This window comes from Haloferula chungangensis, assembly GCF_042664875.1.
Taxonomy (GTDB): domain Bacteria; phylum Verrucomicrobiota; class Verrucomicrobiia; order Verrucomicrobiales; family Akkermansiaceae; genus Haloferula; species Haloferula chungangensis.
On the sequence record NZ_JBHTBS010000002.1, the window covers coordinates 394,003 to 409,173 of the forward strand.

The 15,171-nt window shown below is 58.0% G+C and carries 12 protein-coding genes; 8 read left to right on the forward strand and 4 right to left on the reverse strand.

Features of this window, described 5'->3' with window-relative positions; translation table 11 throughout:
* Positions 1 to 206 precede the first annotated feature (206 nt).
* The 3 genes from ACFQY0_RS05580 to ACFQY0_RS05590 are packed head-to-tail and all read left to right on the forward strand — an operon-like array spanning position 207 to position 2,456.
* Complete coding sequence (locus tag ACFQY0_RS05580; RefSeq protein WP_379710100.1) at positions 207 to 989, forward strand: polyphosphate polymerase domain-containing protein; 783 nt, start codon at positions 207 to 209, stop codon at positions 987 to 989.
* A gap of 13 nt (positions 990 to 1,002) precedes the next feature.
* Positions 1,003 to 1,689 (forward strand): DUF4956 domain-containing protein, encoded by a 687-nt coding sequence (locus ACFQY0_RS05585; protein WP_379710103.1) that lies wholly within the window; start codon positions 1,003 to 1,005, stop codon positions 1,687 to 1,689.
* A 23-nt stretch (positions 1,690 to 1,712) separates the two neighbouring features.
* The gene (locus tag ACFQY0_RS05590; RefSeq protein WP_379710593.1) at positions 1,713 to 2,456 is read left to right on the forward strand and encodes a prepilin-type N-terminal cleavage/methylation domain-containing protein; all 744 of its coding nucleotides are present in this window, start codon (positions 1,713 to 1,715) and stop codon (positions 2,454 to 2,456) included.
* A 97-nt stretch (positions 2,457 to 2,553) separates the two neighbouring features.
* Here the strand turns inward: ACFQY0_RS05590 and ACFQY0_RS05595 are convergent, their stop codons facing one another.
* Positions 2,554 to 4,020: a DUF1501 domain-containing protein gene (locus tag ACFQY0_RS05595; RefSeq protein WP_379710106.1), complete on the reverse strand. Its 1,467-nt coding sequence runs from the start codon at positions 4,018 to 4,020 to the stop codon at positions 2,554 to 2,556.
* A gap of 63 nt (positions 4,021 to 4,083) precedes the next feature.
* Complete coding sequence (locus tag ACFQY0_RS05600) at positions 4,084 to 7,305, reverse strand: DUF1553 domain-containing protein (protein WP_379710109.1); 3,222 nt, start codon at positions 7,303 to 7,305, stop codon at positions 4,084 to 4,086.
* 237 nt (positions 7,306 to 7,542) lie between these two features.
* Here ACFQY0_RS05600 and ACFQY0_RS05605 point away from each other — a divergent pair, with 237 nt between their 5' ends.
* The 5 genes from ACFQY0_RS05605 (at position 7,543) to ACFQY0_RS05625 (ending at position 13,758) form a co-directional block, all read left to right on the forward strand.
* Positions 7,543 to 8,139, forward strand: coding sequence for a hypothetical protein (locus tag ACFQY0_RS05605; RefSeq protein ID WP_379710112.1), 597 nt, complete (start codon positions 7,543 to 7,545; stop codon positions 8,137 to 8,139).
* A 224-nt stretch (positions 8,140 to 8,363) separates the two neighbouring features.
* Positions 8,364 to 9,806, forward strand: a complete 1,443-nt coding sequence (locus ACFQY0_RS05610) for an SLC13 family permease (protein WP_379710115.1) — start codon at positions 8,364 to 8,366, stop codon at positions 9,804 to 9,806.
* A gap of 30 nt (positions 9,807 to 9,836) precedes the next feature.
* Positions 9,837 to 11,834, forward strand: a complete 1,998-nt coding sequence (locus ACFQY0_RS05615) for an ATP-binding protein (protein WP_379710117.1) — start codon at positions 9,837 to 9,839, stop codon at positions 11,832 to 11,834.
* A complete protein-coding gene (locus tag ACFQY0_RS05620; protein ID WP_379710120.1) occupies positions 11,831 to 12,322 on the forward strand; it encodes a response regulator in 492 nt (163 codons plus the stop codon). The genes ACFQY0_RS05615 and ACFQY0_RS05620 overlap by 4 nt, the downstream gene beginning before the upstream one ends.
* A gap of 80 nt (positions 12,323 to 12,402) precedes the next feature.
* The gene (locus tag ACFQY0_RS05625; RefSeq protein WP_379710121.1) at positions 12,403 to 13,758 is read left to right on the forward strand and encodes a hypothetical protein; all 1,356 of its coding nucleotides are present in this window, start codon (positions 12,403 to 12,405) and stop codon (positions 13,756 to 13,758) included.
* Positions 13,759 to 13,773: 15 nt separating this feature from the next.
* Here ACFQY0_RS05625 and ACFQY0_RS05630 read toward each other — a convergent pair whose 3' ends face one another.
* Positions 13,774 to 14,676, reverse strand: coding sequence for a M56 family metallopeptidase (locus ACFQY0_RS05630; RefSeq protein WP_379710122.1), 903 nt, complete (start codon positions 14,674 to 14,676; stop codon positions 13,774 to 13,776).
* A 12-nt stretch (positions 14,677 to 14,688) separates the two neighbouring features.
* A complete protein-coding gene (locus tag ACFQY0_RS05635; protein WP_379710124.1) occupies positions 14,689 to 15,069 on the reverse strand; it encodes a BlaI/MecI/CopY family transcriptional regulator in 381 nt (126 codons plus the stop codon).
* Positions 15,070 to 15,171 lie beyond the last annotated feature (102 nt).

Sequence of the window (15,171 nt, forward strand, 5' to 3'; positions counted from 1 at the left end):
CCCAATTGGCTCCACTCCGTAGGATTTTGTCGGAGAGGCAGGACAGGAGGCGCCTTTGCCGAGCCGATTCCCTGAGTTTCCGGGGGCAGGGTGGCGTTGACACGAATAAAATTCGGAATTTTGGCGCTGATTGTTTCTGATGGTGGTTTGTAAAAATGATTCACGTGACGTTTTCGTGACGGAATCGAGCAAAAACCCAAAAACCCATGGATATTCGGCAAGCGAGAAGAGAGCTCAAGTTCCACTTGAAAGCAGAGCAGGGGGAGGCCGTGCTTGCGGCCATTAAGGCGATGCTTCCCGGGGATGCGAATGGTGCTGTGGGCGGTGCTTATCCGATCATTTCGGAGTATTATGATACGGATGACCGAGATGCCTACTGGGAGCGCAATCGCAGGCAGCCCAACCGTCGGAAACTTCGTGTTAGGATATATGGAACTTCAAATGGAGTGATTCCTCCCTCGGCGTTTCTGGAAGTGAAACACAAGTGCGACGGAGTCGGGGTGAAGCGGCGGATCCGCGTGCCGCTTGAGGTGGTAAGCACGCCAGGCTTTGACGTGGCCGAGCTGATGCGCGGCATGCGCCGGGAATTCACCCGGCGTGATGAGATCCTGCTGGCCGAGGAGGTGCTCCGCCTAGTCGAGGTGAAGGGGGTGAAACCGGCGATGCAGATGCGATACGACCGACTGGCATTCGAGGGACCTGACAATGTCCGGGTGACATTCGACACTGCGATCAAGTGCCGGACGGTCAGGCAGGCACTCCTGCCGGATGATCCGGATTTTCCCCATGTTGTGATGCCTCCGGGCGAGCGGGTGCTGGAACTGAAGTTGTTTGGCTCGGCACCTTACTGGTTGCGGGAACTTGGAGCGAAGCACGGGCTTCTGAAAACGCCCTTCAGCAAGTACTGCAGTGCGCTCGAGTTCTTCGATCCGATCATCATGCCGATCGTCGGGAGAATGACTCGTCGATTGGCCGCACCCGCCATCTAACATTCATCACACAATGGATTCGATATTCGAAGCTTTCAAGGAAACGCTCGGACAGGATCGGCCGACGGAGGTCGAGGTGATTTTCGCCATGGTTCTGAGCTTGGTTCTCAATCTGACGATCGGCACGGTTTATAAATCGACCTACCGAGGGACTCGTTATTCCCAGGACTATGTGCAGACCCTGGTCATCATGGGTTTGGTGACCACGATCCTGATCATGGTGGTCAGTGGAAACATGAGCATCGCCTTCGGGATGTTTGCCGCCTTTTCGGTGATTCGTTTTCGCCGCAACCTCGGACAGGCACGGGACTTGGGTTTTGTGCTTTTCGCGATGGCGACCGGGATGGTGGTCGGAGCGCGGTTTTATTCGATGGCCGTGCTGACCACCCTGATCACCTCAGCGATGATCATTATTCTGACCCGCATGAACGCCTTCGCTCCCCAGTCGCTTTCCCACCAACTTCGCATTCGGGTCGCGAACGATATCAACTATGACGTCGTGTTTCTGCCCATTTTCGAAGAATTCACCGAAACTGCAGAACTTTCTAGCGTTGAGACGGTTCAAGCCGGAATGATGACGGAATTGACTTACGGTGTCCGGCTCAAGGAAGGCGCCGAACTGCATGCGTTTGTCGAACGCCTTCAGCTCGCAAACGGAAATGATCGGATTCTTGTAACGACCAAGCAGGGAGGCATGTAATGAAAAGGGTGAATGCGAAAAAAATGCCGTCGGGATGGACCATGACCGAACTCTTGGTGGTGGTGGCGATCATTGTGGTGCTGGCGGGGATTGCCGTGCCCATCATGAGTTCGATGAAGCAAAGGGCCTACCGCGCGCACGCGATCAGCAAGCTGGAAGCACTGGGTGGGGCCCTGACATCCTACACCTCGGACAATGCGGGCGCTCTGCCGTGGGAGGATGCACCAGGCTCTGACGATTGGCAGGCGGCAGCGCAGCCTGAAAACAAGGATGTCTGGTACAATGTTTTGCCCGAGTTGATCGGTTACGAGTCGCTCGGCGCCCTGGCCTCCAGTCCAGACCGCCTCTACGAAGAGAGCTATCCCCTGTATCTCCCCGGTGCTCCTTATCCGAGCGGTGACAAGAAGCTCGGAACTCCGTATTTTGCGATCGCCATGAATAGCCGATTGCAGCGGAAGAACGACGAAGGCATCAAGCTTCAGGGGCGCCTCAGTCAGATTCAGGTACCGTCGCGCACTGTGGCATTTTTCGAAGCAGGGATGCCGGGAGACAAAAAAACCGTGCCAGGTCAACGTGGATTCGATGCTTCACCGAAAGGAAACGCCCGTGCCTTTGTCGGACGCTACAATGGCAAGGGCATGTTGGTATTCGTCGACGGCCACGTGGAGCCGTTCGCACCTTCCGACCTGATCACCACCTCAGGGGATATCAAGGTTCCCCAAAATGCGGTGGTCTGGACGAACGATCCCGATGAGGATCCGAACTGAGCCGCGCTTTCGGCGGCATGGCAGAAACGGATGGCATGCATCGATCGATATGTCACCTCAATGCCGGCGATCGCACGGTGAATCCTCGGGGTTCCGGCTAGGCCAGGATGTCGGTGACGACCTTGGCGGGGTCGACGCCGGTTAGTCGCTGGTCGAGGCCTTGGAATTTGTAGCTCAGGCGTTCGTGGTTGAGGCCGAGCTGATGAAGCAAGGTGGCGTGCAGGTCGCGGATGTGGACGGGGTTCTCGACGATATTGTAACCCATGTCGTCGGTCTCTCCGTAGACTTGTCCGCCTTTGATGCCGCCGCCAGCCATCCACATGGAGAAGCAGCGTGGGTGGTGGTCGCGACCGTAGTCGGTCTCTGTTAGGGCGCCTTGGCTGTAGACGGTGCGGCCGAATTCACCGCCCCAGATGACGAGGGTGTCTTCGAGCATGCCGCGCTGCTTGAGATCCTGGATGAGGCCGTAGCAAGCTTGGTCGACGTCCTTGCACTGAGAGGTGAGATCGCGGGGCAAGTTGTTGTGCTGGTCCCAGCCGCGATGGAAAATCTGCACGAAGCGGGTGCCGCGCTCGAGGAGGCGACGGGCCATCAGGGCGGAGTTGGCGAAGGTGCCACGCTTCTTGCTGTCAGCGCCGTAGAGTTCGTGGATGTGTGCGGGTTCTCCGGAGAGATCGGCGAGTTCGGGAACGCTGGCCTGCATGCGGAAAGCCATTTCATACTGCTGCATGCGGGTTTGGATTTCGGGGTCGCCGACGGCGTCGTAGGACCTCTGGTTGAGGGCGTTCAGGCCGTCGAGCATGTTGCGGCGGAGGTTGCGCGAGATGCCGTCAGTGTCCCTGAGGTAGAGCACCGGATCACCTTTTGAGCGGAACGCGACGCCGGCGTACTTTCCTGGAAGGAATCCCGCACCCCAAAGACGAGACGAGATGGCCTGGACGTTGGCATAGGGGGATGAGTGGGTGGCATGGAGGACGACGAAGGATGGAAGGTCTTCGTTCATCGATCCGAGGCCGTAGGAAAGCCATGAACCCATGGAGGCTTTGCCAGCTTGCATCGAGCCCGTGTAAATGAGCTGGTTGGCAGGTTCATGATTGATGGCCTCGGTGTGCATCGATTTCACGATGCAAAGGTCATCGACCATCCTGGCGGTCCAGGGAAGGAGTTCGGAGACCCAGGCTCCGGACTGTCCGTATTGCTTGAACTGGAAGATGGAGGGGGCGAGGGGGAATGTCGCCTGACCGGAGGTCATCCCTGTTAGACGCTCTCCCTGCTGGGCGAGGTAGTCCTTGAGGTCTTCCTTGAATCGCTTTTTGAGCTCTGGCTTGTAGTCGAAGGTATCGAGTTGGGAGGGTGCTCCGATCAGAGAGATGTAGATTGCACGTTTGGCTTTCGGGGCAAAGTGGCTGACGGAAGCAGGTAGACCGATTTCGGAGCCGAGCCCTGTTTTACCAAGCAGCGAGGTAAGAGCGGCAACCCCCAGGCCGGTGCCGTTCTTGCGGAAGAACTGGCGCCGATTGATCGCGGCATTGTAATCGGAGATGGAAAGAAATGGGGAAGACATCGGGAAGGAGGGAATTGGGATCGGTTTTCTGAAAACCATGTCTGATTTCCAGTTAAGCAATGATCACTTTGTTAGGGTTTCGTCGAGATTGAGGAGCTGACTTGCGATCAAGGTCCATGCGGCAAGTTCGACAGGGTCGAGTGATGCGTCGGGCTTGGTTGCGCCGGTGGCGATCAAGGATCTGGCCGCATCGGGATTGGATTTGAAGCTGCTCAGGGCGTGTTCGAGGGTGGTCCTGACGATCACGCTTTCGTCTTTGGCCAAGCACCGCCCGATAAGCCGGGTGGCGATGAAGTCGAGTCGTGAGCCGAAGTCGACTGAATCATGGACGGCATGCTCGGCCAGCACGCGTGACGCCTCGACGAATTGAGGGTCATTGAGTGTGACGAAGGCCTGCAGGGGCGTGTTGGTTCTTTCGCGGGCGACGCAGGTGACTTCGCGGGCGGGAGCGTTGAGAATCTCCATCGCGGGGTGAGGAGCGGTGCGTTTCCAGAAGGTGTAAATGGAGCGACGGTAGAGGTTTTTGCCGCTGTCCTGCTGGTAGTTTTTGGTATTGGATTGAGGCATGGCGACCGCTTCCCAGACGCCTTCCGGTTGGTAGGGTTTGGTTGGAGGTCCTCCGAACTTGTCGGTGAGCAGGCCGGAGGCTGCGAGGGCGAGGTCGCGAATCTGTTCGGCATCGAGCCGATAGCGTGGACCTCGGGAAACGAGGCGGTTTCCGGGGTCGATTTCGAGTTTCCCGGCGGTGATGGTTTCCGACTGGCGATAGGCGGCGGAGGTGACGATGGTTTTGACCATGTGGCGATGGTCCCAGCCCGATTCCATGAACTCCGCGGCGAGCCAGTCGAGTAGCTGAGGGTGGCTTGGGCGGGCTCCCATGATGCCGAAGTCGCCGACGGTTTCGACAATGCCATTGCCGAAGAGTTGATACCACAGGCGGTTCATGGTGACCCGTGCGGTCAGCGGATTATCCTTGGACACGAGCCACCTTGCCAGGCCAAGACGGTTGCGCGGAGCGTCCTCGGGCATCGGTGGCAGGGCCGAAGGCGTGTTGGGAGATACCTTTTCCCCGAGATCGGAGTAGATGCCACGGTTCAGGATGTGGGCAAAAGGTTCGCTGTCTGCCTTCTCCTTCATGATCAGCGATACGGACCCGCGTTTGCTGAGCTGTCTTTGCTCGGCTTTGAGTTTGTTGAGCCGAGCCAGAATGGTTTGCGAGGGACTATCGATACTGGAGATATAGTAGGAGAATGCGGTGTTGATTTGTTTCCTGCTACGCTGTTCTTCAGAAGTGGCGAGGATCTCCTGGATCTGTCCTCGTTCGGCCAGGGCCTTGATTTCGGCTGGTCCGAGCAATCGACGGTAGAAGCGGAAATCCTGAAGCGCGACTTTTCCGTTGTGGAGCTTCGATGCCTGCTTGTGTCGCGATCCGAGGCTCAGCGGGACTTTTGTCGAAATGTTTCCTCCAACGGTGTTAGGGTTCAGCTTCGCGGGGACTTTGACGCCGTCGATGAAGAGCGCGCTGGCCTTGTGGCTCGCTCCGCTACCATCGAAGGTGAACATCACATGGTGCCAGGTTGCTGGCTTGAGCGGACGGGGAGAAACCAGTTTGTTGGCGGACTTGTTCCAGCTGTCGATGACGTGAGTGGTGATTTTTCCGCCTTCCAGATAGATATCCCAGCCTCGGAAATTTTCTTCGGCGTTCATCCGGGCGATCACCGCACCGGAAGGTTTGCCCTCGATGCGGATGAAGCCTCCGTAGGTGACCTGATCGGAACGAGAGAATGAGGCGAGGTCGCCGAGTTCGAGAGGGTGGGCACTCACGAGGGGAGCATCGCCCGCCGGGCCCGCAACCCGCGGAAGGTCACTTGGCCACTCACGGGCTTCCCCGTCAATCCGTCCGCGGATGATGGTATCCGAATCGTTGAGGGGGAGGTGGACGGACAGGGTGGAGTCGATATCCGTGGTGGGTTCGGGTTTGGCGGAGGCAAGCCACATCTTGAAGTCTGGATGTGCTGCCATTCTCCGTTCCTCCAGTTCCTTCTCAACCTCGTTGATCTCATGGGAAAGGGATGCCCAGCGTGTGCGGTCGTCCATGTGAGGAACGAAAATGTTGGGAGGATGATCGGCATTGTTCTTGTCGAGAGCCGTCATGGGGGTGTTGCGGAAAAAGGCGTTGAACGAGTAAGTGTCCTTTTGGCTGATGGGATCGAACTTGTGGTCGTGGCAGGCGGCGCATCCCATCGTCAGACCGAGCCAGACGGCTGAAGTGGTGTCGGTGCGGTCCTGAGCGTAGATGGCCTCGTATTCCTCGGCAATGGCTCCGCCTTCGCCGGTAGTCGGAAGGCAGCGGTTGAATCCGGTGGCGACCATTTGATCGAGGGTCGCGTCGGGGAGCATGTCACCGGCGATCTGTTCGATGGTGAACTGGTCCCATGGCATGTTAGCCTTGAAGGCGTTGATCACCCAGTCGCGATAGGGCCAGATGGCGCGGTAGTTGTCGATGTGGATGCCGTGGGTGTCGGCATAGCGCGCGGCATCCAGCCAGTAGCGAGCGAAATGTTCGGCACTGCTAGTGGTGGCGAGAAGGCGGTCGACCTCGGCGTCCAGCGTTTCCCAGGAGAAGGCGGCAATGTCTTCCGGCGTTGGCGGCAAACCGGTGAGATCGAGGTGGAGACGACGATAGAAGCGCTCGGGGTCGCCTTGGGGATTGGGAGCGAGCCCATGGGCTTCGAGTTTCTCGAAAATGAAGGGGTCGATGGGGTTGGAGGCCCAGGTTTCGCCGACCGCTGGTGGTTCGGGGCGTTCGACGGGGATCAGCGACCAGTGATCCTGATATTCGGCACCTTGCTCGACCCATTTCTCCAGAAGGGCGATTTGCTCCGGCTTCAACTCTTTGTGGGACCTTGGCGGAGGCATGATGCTGTCCGCGTCCTTCGAGCGGATCAGTTTCACCAAGAGCGAGGCGTCAGGGTCGCCCGCGATGATCGCAGGCTTTCCGTTCTCGCGCGGGGCGAGGGCTTCCTCGGCGATATCGAGGCGGTAAGGGGCATCCTCCGGGACCCGCGTCTTCTCGTCGGGGCCGTGACAGTGGTAGCAGTACTCGGAGAGGATCGGCTGGATGTGTTCGTTGAAAGTGACCTCGTCAGGGATCGAGATGCTGGCCTGGGCTGGAACTTCGTCGGGGGTTCCGGCGCTGGGATCAGCTTGCATCGGCAACGAATCCCGGCAGTGGCTTAGCAGCAGCGAGAGGATCAGAGGCAAGAGTAAGGTTTTGAAACGCATGGGTTCAAGCCGAGGGGCTGTCGGGTGATACGCAGGGTTGTCGGACAACTTTTCAGTCATTGCAGGTTGTTGGCATCAGGGCTTCTCCGGAAGCGGGTCTGAAGTGGCGAACCTAGCATTGGAACGGGGGACGAGGGATCTCGATTTCATCCCCTTTATCGGGGATATGTTGCTGAAGGGTCCTTTCTGCGGTGCTTTTATCTTCAAAACGACGAGGCAGCCTGCAGGTTTGCTCCGATGGCCCGCACCTCGGACGAAACTTTCTGGATCAGGCAGCCTCGCTGCCCCTATCTGCCGATGGTTGATCAGCATTTGACGGCGGATTGGGTGCGAGGGCACCGCGGGCGTCGGGACGCTGGCTTCTATCTGGCGTCGCTCGAGTATGGCCAATCGCTCTGGATGGCGGGAAAGCCAGCTCAGGCGATTCTTCAGTTGAACAAGGCATGGTCGGCCGAACTGGAGGGAGATGAGGAGATCCTGAGACGCTGGCCGCTTCCCTACCGAGCTCTGATTTGGATGCTCGAACAGGCGCCGGAGGAGGGGTTTCTCGGGAATCCCGTGAGGCATTTCCAGCATCTCGCAACCCGCGTGAGCGGAGCGAATGTCGAGTTGCGCTCGTGGCGAGCCTGGGCGTGCTATCATCTATCAGCTGCGGTGCTCGATCATGCGGACTTTCCACCCGACATGGAGCAGGTCGAAAGGGAGGGGATCGTGGTGCCGGAAATCCGAGAGGTGATCGAGGAGATCCGGCAGCGGGGAACGAAGGGAGAGAGCGAATGGCTCGCAGTGGTCATGGGGGAGGTGTCGAATTCCAACAGCAAATTGATCGAGTGATGGTTCCAGAAAGCGATGGCAGGGACGTCAAGCTAGGGAGCGAATCGGCTCCATCTCGGTTTATTTGGACCAAGCTGGATAGGATGGTGAGGATTTCGGAGCCATTGACCTCGGCTCTTGGAGGACGATCAAGCTGGGGTTCGATCGCCTGCTGCGAATGGCTACGCACATTCTCTTGCTCACTTGCTGCTTGGAGGGAGAACGAGCTAAACGAGACATGACCAATGAGTGCTTTAAAGTCGCTGCTGTCTGGCAAAACCATTTCCCTCATTCTCGCCTTCATCGGCTTTCTGCTGCCCTTCTTCATCCAGATAGAAGGGCTTTCTGAAGCGGGTCATCGGCTTCTCTCGATCTTCATCTTCGCCGTCGTGCTGTGGGTGAGTGAGGCGATTCCCTTATTCGCCACCTCGGCCTGTGTGATTCTGTTGCTGATCTTGTTCCTCAGCGATGTGTCGGCCGATCTTGGTTGGGCCTGGGGCGTCGCCGAGGGCTTCGGAGAAGAGGGTCCGCCAAGGTACAAGGTCTTCTTTGATACCCTCGCCAATCAGGTGCTGATCCTCTTCCTGGGTGGCTTCTTTCTTGCCTTTGGGGCGGCGAAGTTCGGTGTCGATCGCAATCTGGCAGCGATCATGTTGAAGCCATTTGGAAGCAAGCCCTCGAGGGTTCTGTTAGGGTTGATGCTGATCACAGGAGTGCTGTCGATGTGGATGAGCAATACGGCCACGACCGCCACCATCATGGCCGTCGTCCTTCCGATCATCCACCGTCTTGATGCGGACGACAAACTTCGCGCCGGACTTGCGATTGGGATCCCTTTCGCCGCAAATATCGGTGGCATCGGAACGCCGATCGGGACGCCGCCGAACGCCATCATTCTCGGGGCCCTTGCAAAAATTAATCCGGAGACGGGGCAGCCGGTGGGTCAGTGCTCGTTTCTTCAGTGGATGATTTTCGCCGTTCCTCTCGCCATGCTGCTGCTCCTGCTGGCATGGGTGATGGTGCTTCTGCTTTTTCCGGCATCCAAGAAATCCATCGAGATCGATATGAATGTCAAATGGGTGAAGTCATCCAAGGCGGCAATCTATTATGCGACCGCAGTTTTCACGATCCTTATGTGGATTACGGGCTCACTGCACGGCATCAACTCCTATGTCGTGGGGATGTTTCCTGTGGCAATTCTGCTGGCCACGGGAGTCGTGGGATCGAAGGAGTTCCGGATGCTTGAATGGGATGTGCTCTGGCTCGTCGCCGGGGGGATTGCTCTGGGGGTCGGGGTGTCGGCCACGAGTTTTGATGCGTGGATTGTGGGATTGATTGATTGGAACGCGATGAATGTGGGACTCGTCGGGATTGCCATTTGTGGCACAGCCCTGCTGATGAGCACCTTCATTTCCAACAGTGCTGCGAGCAACCTGCTGGCCCCCATCGCGATCGCGGTCGCGTCGGCTGCCGGCGGTAATGTGGTCATCATCCTGGTGTTTGTCGCCATTGGTGCCTCGCTGGCCATGGCGCTGCCCATCAGCACGCCGCCAAATGCCATTGCCTATGGAGCGGGCATCATCAGCACCAAACAAATGGCAACCAGTGGGATCATCGTCGCGGTCGTGGGGGTGGGCCTCACTTATCTCCTCCTTCCGGTGCTGTTGAAAATGGCTGGTCTTGGATAGGCAGCTGGAAGAATCAAACTCGAAGCCGTCATGCCAAGTCTCGTTCTCTGCGCTCATCGAGATCCCTCGGTCCCCGAGCGACTGCGCGCGTCATTTGCGACCTCGGTGCCGGGCATGATCGACGTTGAGGCTTTTACGAATGGGGCCGAGCTCGCCAACCGAGCCGGTGCGGTGCTTGCAGAAAAGCGTGACCTGCCGCTCATTTTTGCGGGGATTGATCTCGACGAACTGGACGGCATTGAGTTGCTCCGCCAGCTCCACCACGTGCCACCGCTTCGGGATTGTCGTAAGGTGCTGCTGGCCGAAGCGGACGACACCGGGGATTCCGACACGCTGCTCCAGCTGGGCGCGCTCCACGGCCGTCTCGACCCGGAGTTCGACGAGGAGGCACTCAGACGCCTGATGAAGAGCTTGCTTACGGACTATGTGGTCCATAGCGCGCCGCACCTCCTGCATGAGCTTCACCCCCTCCTTGACCTTCGATCCCTGGCGAGCGGGTTTTCCTCGACACGGAAGAACTACCAGCAGCTCAACAGCAAGCTGAATGAGGTGAAACGCTCGGTCATCGCCGTTGATGAACTGAGCGACGATCAGATCGAGGCCTCGATGATCGATGAGTTCGACAAGGTTCTCGGGCATCCTGACCGGAAGCACTACGCACCGGGTGATGTGCTGGTCAATGAAGGCGACGAGGCCGGGACCATCTGGATCATTATTGAAGGACGGGTAAAGTTGTATCGGACGATCGACGGTGATGATGTCACCTTTCACTCGGAAAGTGCCGGGCGGATTGTGGGTTTGATGTCCCTCTCACTGCAGAGTCCTGTCTTCTTTTCCTGTCGTGCGGTCACCCCAACCACGGCGCTTGTCCTCGGCAGTGAGCAGGTTCGCGAGGCGATACATCAAAGCCCGAGTTTATCGAACTATCTGATTACCGTGATCCTCCGGTCGATGGCCCGGCGGAACCGCCGGTCGGCGCAATTGCTGGTTCAAGTCCGCACGCTCAATCATAGGCTGGCTGAACAGCGGGACGAACTTGCGGAGACGCTTGATGAGCTTCGTGCGACTCAGGAGCGCCTGGTCGAGACGACAAAGATGGCCACGCTCGGCAATCTCGCCGCGGGCATGGCCCACGAACTGAATAACCCGATCGGGGCCATTCTCCATGCGACCGAGCATCTGGAGCAGGACCTTGAAAGACTTTTGGGAATGACGCCGGATCTGGCAGTTGCCGCCGCAGCAATCCCGGTGGCAAAGAAGATTCCGCCGCGCTCGACGCGTGACGAACGGCGATTGCGCGATGCACTTGCCAAGGACTTGAAGGTGGATCCCAACAAGGCGGCCCGGCTCGTTGCTGCCGGGGTCGAATGTCGGGCTGATTTCCAGCGCTATCGTGCCCTCGCAGGGGGAATCGGTGACGAACAAGTGCTCCGCCAGCTCGACCTCGCCGGCCAGATCGGGATGTCATTGCGCAATTGTTCGAATTGCTCGAGTCGGGTGGCCGCGCTGGTCCGCAGCCTGAAGATCTATGCGAGGTCTGATGAAGACCACTTCGAGAAAGTAGAGCTTAATGGGACCATCGACGATGTGCTGCTCATTTTGGCGAACCGCCTGCGCGAGATCGATCTCGAGAAACATTACGCGGAGTTGCCCGAAATTCTGGCGAGCCCCTCACAGCTTCAACAGGTCTGGACGAATCTGATATCGAACGCCTCCCAGGCCATCGGGCCGGGCGGCACGGTGAAGGTTTCCACCTGCTCTCCGCGGCCGGGCTGGCAGCGGGTGGAAGTCGAGGACAACGGCGTCGGCATCCGTGAGGAAGACCGCGAGCGTCTCTTCGAGGCCCGCTTCACCACTCGCAAGGGCAGGGTCGAGTTCGGGCTTGGCCTTGGACTTCCGATATCACGGAACATCGTTCTGCAGCATGGGGGAGAGATTCGCTTCGAATCCCAGCCGGGACGCACGGTTTTCACGGTCGATCTTCCCGAAAATCCACCGAAGATATCTCAACCACCTGAAGCTCTATGAACCAAATCACCATTCTCTCGCTCGATGACGAACCCGAGGTTCGTCAGGCCATCACTCGGGATCTTGAACCCTTTGCGAAGCTCTTCCGGATCGAAGTGGCGGAAGATGTGGAAGACGCCCGGGATGTTCTTCGTTCCATCGATGACGACGGTGATTCGCTGGGATTGATTCTTTGTGATCACCGCCTGCCGGGAACCAGCGGGGTGGAATTTCTCATCCAGCTTGAAGCCGAGGAGAATCACAAAGGCATTCGCAAGGTCCTGGTGACGGGCCAGGCCGACCAGCAGGACACCATCCGTGCGATCAATACGGGAGGGCTCGATCATTACATCGCCAAACCCTGGCAGGCTGAGGAACTCCAGTCGATTGTCCGCGAGCAACTCACAGGTTACCTGCTCGACCATGACATTGATCCCATCCCTTATCTCTCAATTCTCGATGATCCGCGATTGTTCGAGCGGATTGCCAAAGGCCCGAATGTCGATTGAAGGGCTGACAGAGAATGGCGTGCCAGCCTGAAAACCAGCATCGACAGGTTGCATCCGCTTGGCGTAGTAGTAGTTTCAGCATGAAGCAAATTCATTCTCTCGTTTTCACGGCCCTGGTTTTTTCCGCTTCAGCTCAGGAGGGAAAGGTCGAAAGTCCGCCGAATCTGGATGAAATCGTCTTCGATGCCAAGTTGTGGGAGAAGTCGCTTGAAGATATCAAAGGGACACAGAAGGAGCTGGAAAATGGAGAGATTCCAAAGGAGATTCGTGATAAGCTCGCGCTGGATGGCATTGAGATCGGATCCGGACCGAGTGCGGGATTTGAGTGGCTCTCGTCGAAAAAGGAAGGCCTGCGGGCCAGGCCGGGAGTGTTTGAGTTTCTCGGCGAGGAAGCGGGCGAGGTGGTGATCCGCGCGGAGGACGGCAAGGCTTCGACCGTTACCATTTCCCTCTACAACCGCGGCGACAATGGGGTCCTGCCGCTTTCGACATTCAATAAGCAGTTCGACGGGTGGAAATCACAGCTCGATGAGAAGTTGGGGGTCGAATCCGTGGAACGGAATTCCAAGGGAGCCGTGGCGGTGACCGGGTGGATGTGGACGAAGGGAGATACCGCGACCTTGCTCGAATCGAGCGTGAATCGGTCTGAAAAACGTCCTGAGTTCATCCGCCTGAGAATGGCTTCGATTTCCGCAGCCAAGAACCGCAGCGGCGAGGTGGCGAAGCGTTCGAGTTTGGAGGACAACGTGAAAAAGGATGAAGACGGCTTCACCGTCATCGACGGGATTCCCATGGTGGATCAGGGTGAGAAGGGATACTGCGTGGTGGCATCCATCGAACGGGTCGGTCGATACTACGGACTGGAAATGGATCAACATGAGATGGCCCAACTCGCTGACACAACCGAAGACGGAACGCGGGGCGATGTGATGGAGAAGGCGTTCCAGAAAATCACGGGAAGAATCCACGTCAGAACTCTCAAGCTCATCGAGTTCGATGACCGACAGTTCGAACGGGATGTCAGAAGCTACAACAGGGCCGCGAAGAAGGCGGAGAAGTGGACCTTCGATGTCGATCTCGACGAGTGGATTGTGCATCCGGCAATGTTCTGGTCGAAGGCGGACACGGACATTTTTCGTGAGATCAAGGCGAAGCAGAACCGCTACGATCATTTCAACCGCAAGATCAAGGAGTACGTCGATCAGGGTGTGCCGCTTTGCTGGACGCTCTTTCTCGGGATGTACAAGGAGGGCGACATGCCCCAGAGCTGGGGAGGGCACATGCGCTTGATCATCGGCTATAATTTCGAGGACCCCGAGGTGCCGATGATCTACTACACGGACTCATGGGGTGAGGGCCACAGTTTGAAGAAGATGCGCGCTGATGAGGCCTACTGCATGACGACCGCACTCTACGCGATGGTGCCTAACAAGTAGGCTCCGCGCCGTCGTTCAGTTTCCCGGGAACGGGTCGGCACTGAGACGTGTCTGGACTTCGATGACCGGCACCGGGGAGCTGCTTTGGTTCGCACGCTGAAGCACGGCCATGCCGATGGCTGCCAGGACGATGGCCGCGATGAGAAGCGCTGTCAGGGCGGGGGAAATGCCACCACTCGGGTGCATCAGGCGGTGGACCCTCTGAGCAAGTGACCTTCGCTCGGACAGGGCGGCGGCGGGGATGGGAGACGACTGTGATGAAGCGAGATCGCAGAGCACGGAGGCGTAGCAGGGGGCCTTGATGCCCTCGCGAATCACCATCGCGTCGCAGGCAAACTCGGCTTGCACCGCATGGTGACGGACAAGCCACCAGACAAGTGGATTGAACCAATGCAGGGCACAAGCCATGGCTCCAAGAGACCGCCAGAACGGGTCGAAGCGACGATGGTGGGCGAGCTCGTGGGCGAGTACCATTTGACGCACATCATCAGGCCAGGATGCCCAGTTCTCAGGGACGAGGACGACGGGACGAAGGACTCCGGCCGCGACCGGGCTTTGGATCGATGCGAGGCTTCTCACTTCGATCTCTCGGCGACCCCATGGAATGGACTCGATGAGTCGGGAAGCGGATCTCCATCGCTCGATGGCGAGCGTGGCAAGAAACACGCGCAGCGAGAGAAAGGCAGCGCCGGAAATCCAAAGGACTTGAAGATGCTTGCCGATCTCCGAAGGGCGCGAAACGACGTCTTCCGATGCCGGAAGAATCGCGAACTTCGGCAGCAGCGAGAGCAGCGGAAAGGCGAGCAGCAAGGTGATCGTCACGGCGGTGACCTGAGGAGCACGCACCGTATCACGCCGACCGCATAGCCACACCAGGAGCGAGGCGATGAGCGAAAAGACGATGGCGGTCAGGGGCATGGCGGAGTGGAACTACTTTTCAGATCCGTCGATCAGCTCACGAATCCGCTCGATCTCAGCCCTGTCGAGGTTCTGATCTGCGGGGTCGAGCAGTGAGGCGACGAGCTTCTCAGGCCGCCCGTCGAAAAAGGTGGTGATCAGTTGCTTCAAGGCGGAGCGCTTGGCTTTGGCTTCGGAGACCGCGGGTCGATAGAGATAGCGACGCGATTGCTTCCGGTGGTTCAGGAGATTCTTTTCCATCATCGTCGCCAGTAGGGCCCGGACTGCCGAGTAGCTCGGTGGATCGGGCATGGCTTCCAAAATCTCCTGCGCCGATGCCTCACCCAGACGATAGAGGATGTCCATAACCTGCCTCTCACGACGGGCAAGGGCGGTATCGGGTGACTTGCTCATGAGGGGAAAATAGCAATTGCTGGAAAAGCTGCAATTTAAATGCTGAAAAAATAGCACAATAGGATTGACGATCCAAAGGTTAACTGCTGGATTTCTAGCACT

Bases quoted from the DNA above. Each gene is read 5' to 3' on its own strand.
- ACFQY0_RS05580 (WP_379710100.1), top strand. From the start codon at position 207: ATGGATATTCGGCAAGCGAGAAGAGAGCTCAAGTTCCACTTGAAAGCA.
- ACFQY0_RS05585 (WP_379710103.1), top strand. From the start codon at position 1,003: ATGGATTCGATATTCGAAGCTTTCAAGGAAACGCTCGGACAGGATCGG.
- ACFQY0_RS05590 (WP_379710593.1), top strand. From the start codon at position 1,713: ATGCCGTCGGGATGGACCATGACCGAACTCTTGGTGGTGGTGGCGATC.
- ACFQY0_RS05595 (WP_379710106.1), bottom strand. From the start codon at position 4,020: ATGTCTTCCCCATTTCTTTCCATCTCCGATTACAATGCCGCGATCAAT.
- ACFQY0_RS05600 (WP_379710109.1), bottom strand. From the start codon at position 7,305: ATGCGTTTCAAAACCTTACTCTTGCCTCTGATCCTCTCGCTGCTGCTA.
- ACFQY0_RS05605 (WP_379710112.1), top strand. From the start codon at position 7,543: ATGGCCCGCACCTCGGACGAAACTTTCTGGATCAGGCAGCCTCGCTGC.
- ACFQY0_RS05610 (WP_379710115.1), top strand. From the start codon at position 8,364: ATGAGTGCTTTAAAGTCGCTGCTGTCTGGCAAAACCATTTCCCTCATT.
- ACFQY0_RS05615 (WP_379710117.1), top strand. From the start codon at position 9,837: ATGCCAAGTCTCGTTCTCTGCGCTCATCGAGATCCCTCGGTCCCCGAG.
- ACFQY0_RS05620 (WP_379710120.1), top strand. From the start codon at position 11,831: ATGAACCAAATCACCATTCTCTCGCTCGATGACGAACCCGAGGTTCGT.
- ACFQY0_RS05625 (WP_379710121.1), top strand. From the start codon at position 12,403: ATGAAGCAAATTCATTCTCTCGTTTTCACGGCCCTGGTTTTTTCCGCT.
- ACFQY0_RS05630 (WP_379710122.1), bottom strand. From the start codon at position 14,676: ATGCCCCTGACCGCCATCGTCTTTTCGCTCATCGCCTCGCTCCTGGTG.
- ACFQY0_RS05635 (WP_379710124.1), bottom strand. From the start codon at position 15,069: ATGAGCAAGTCACCCGATACCGCCCTTGCCCGTCGTGAGAGGCAGGTT.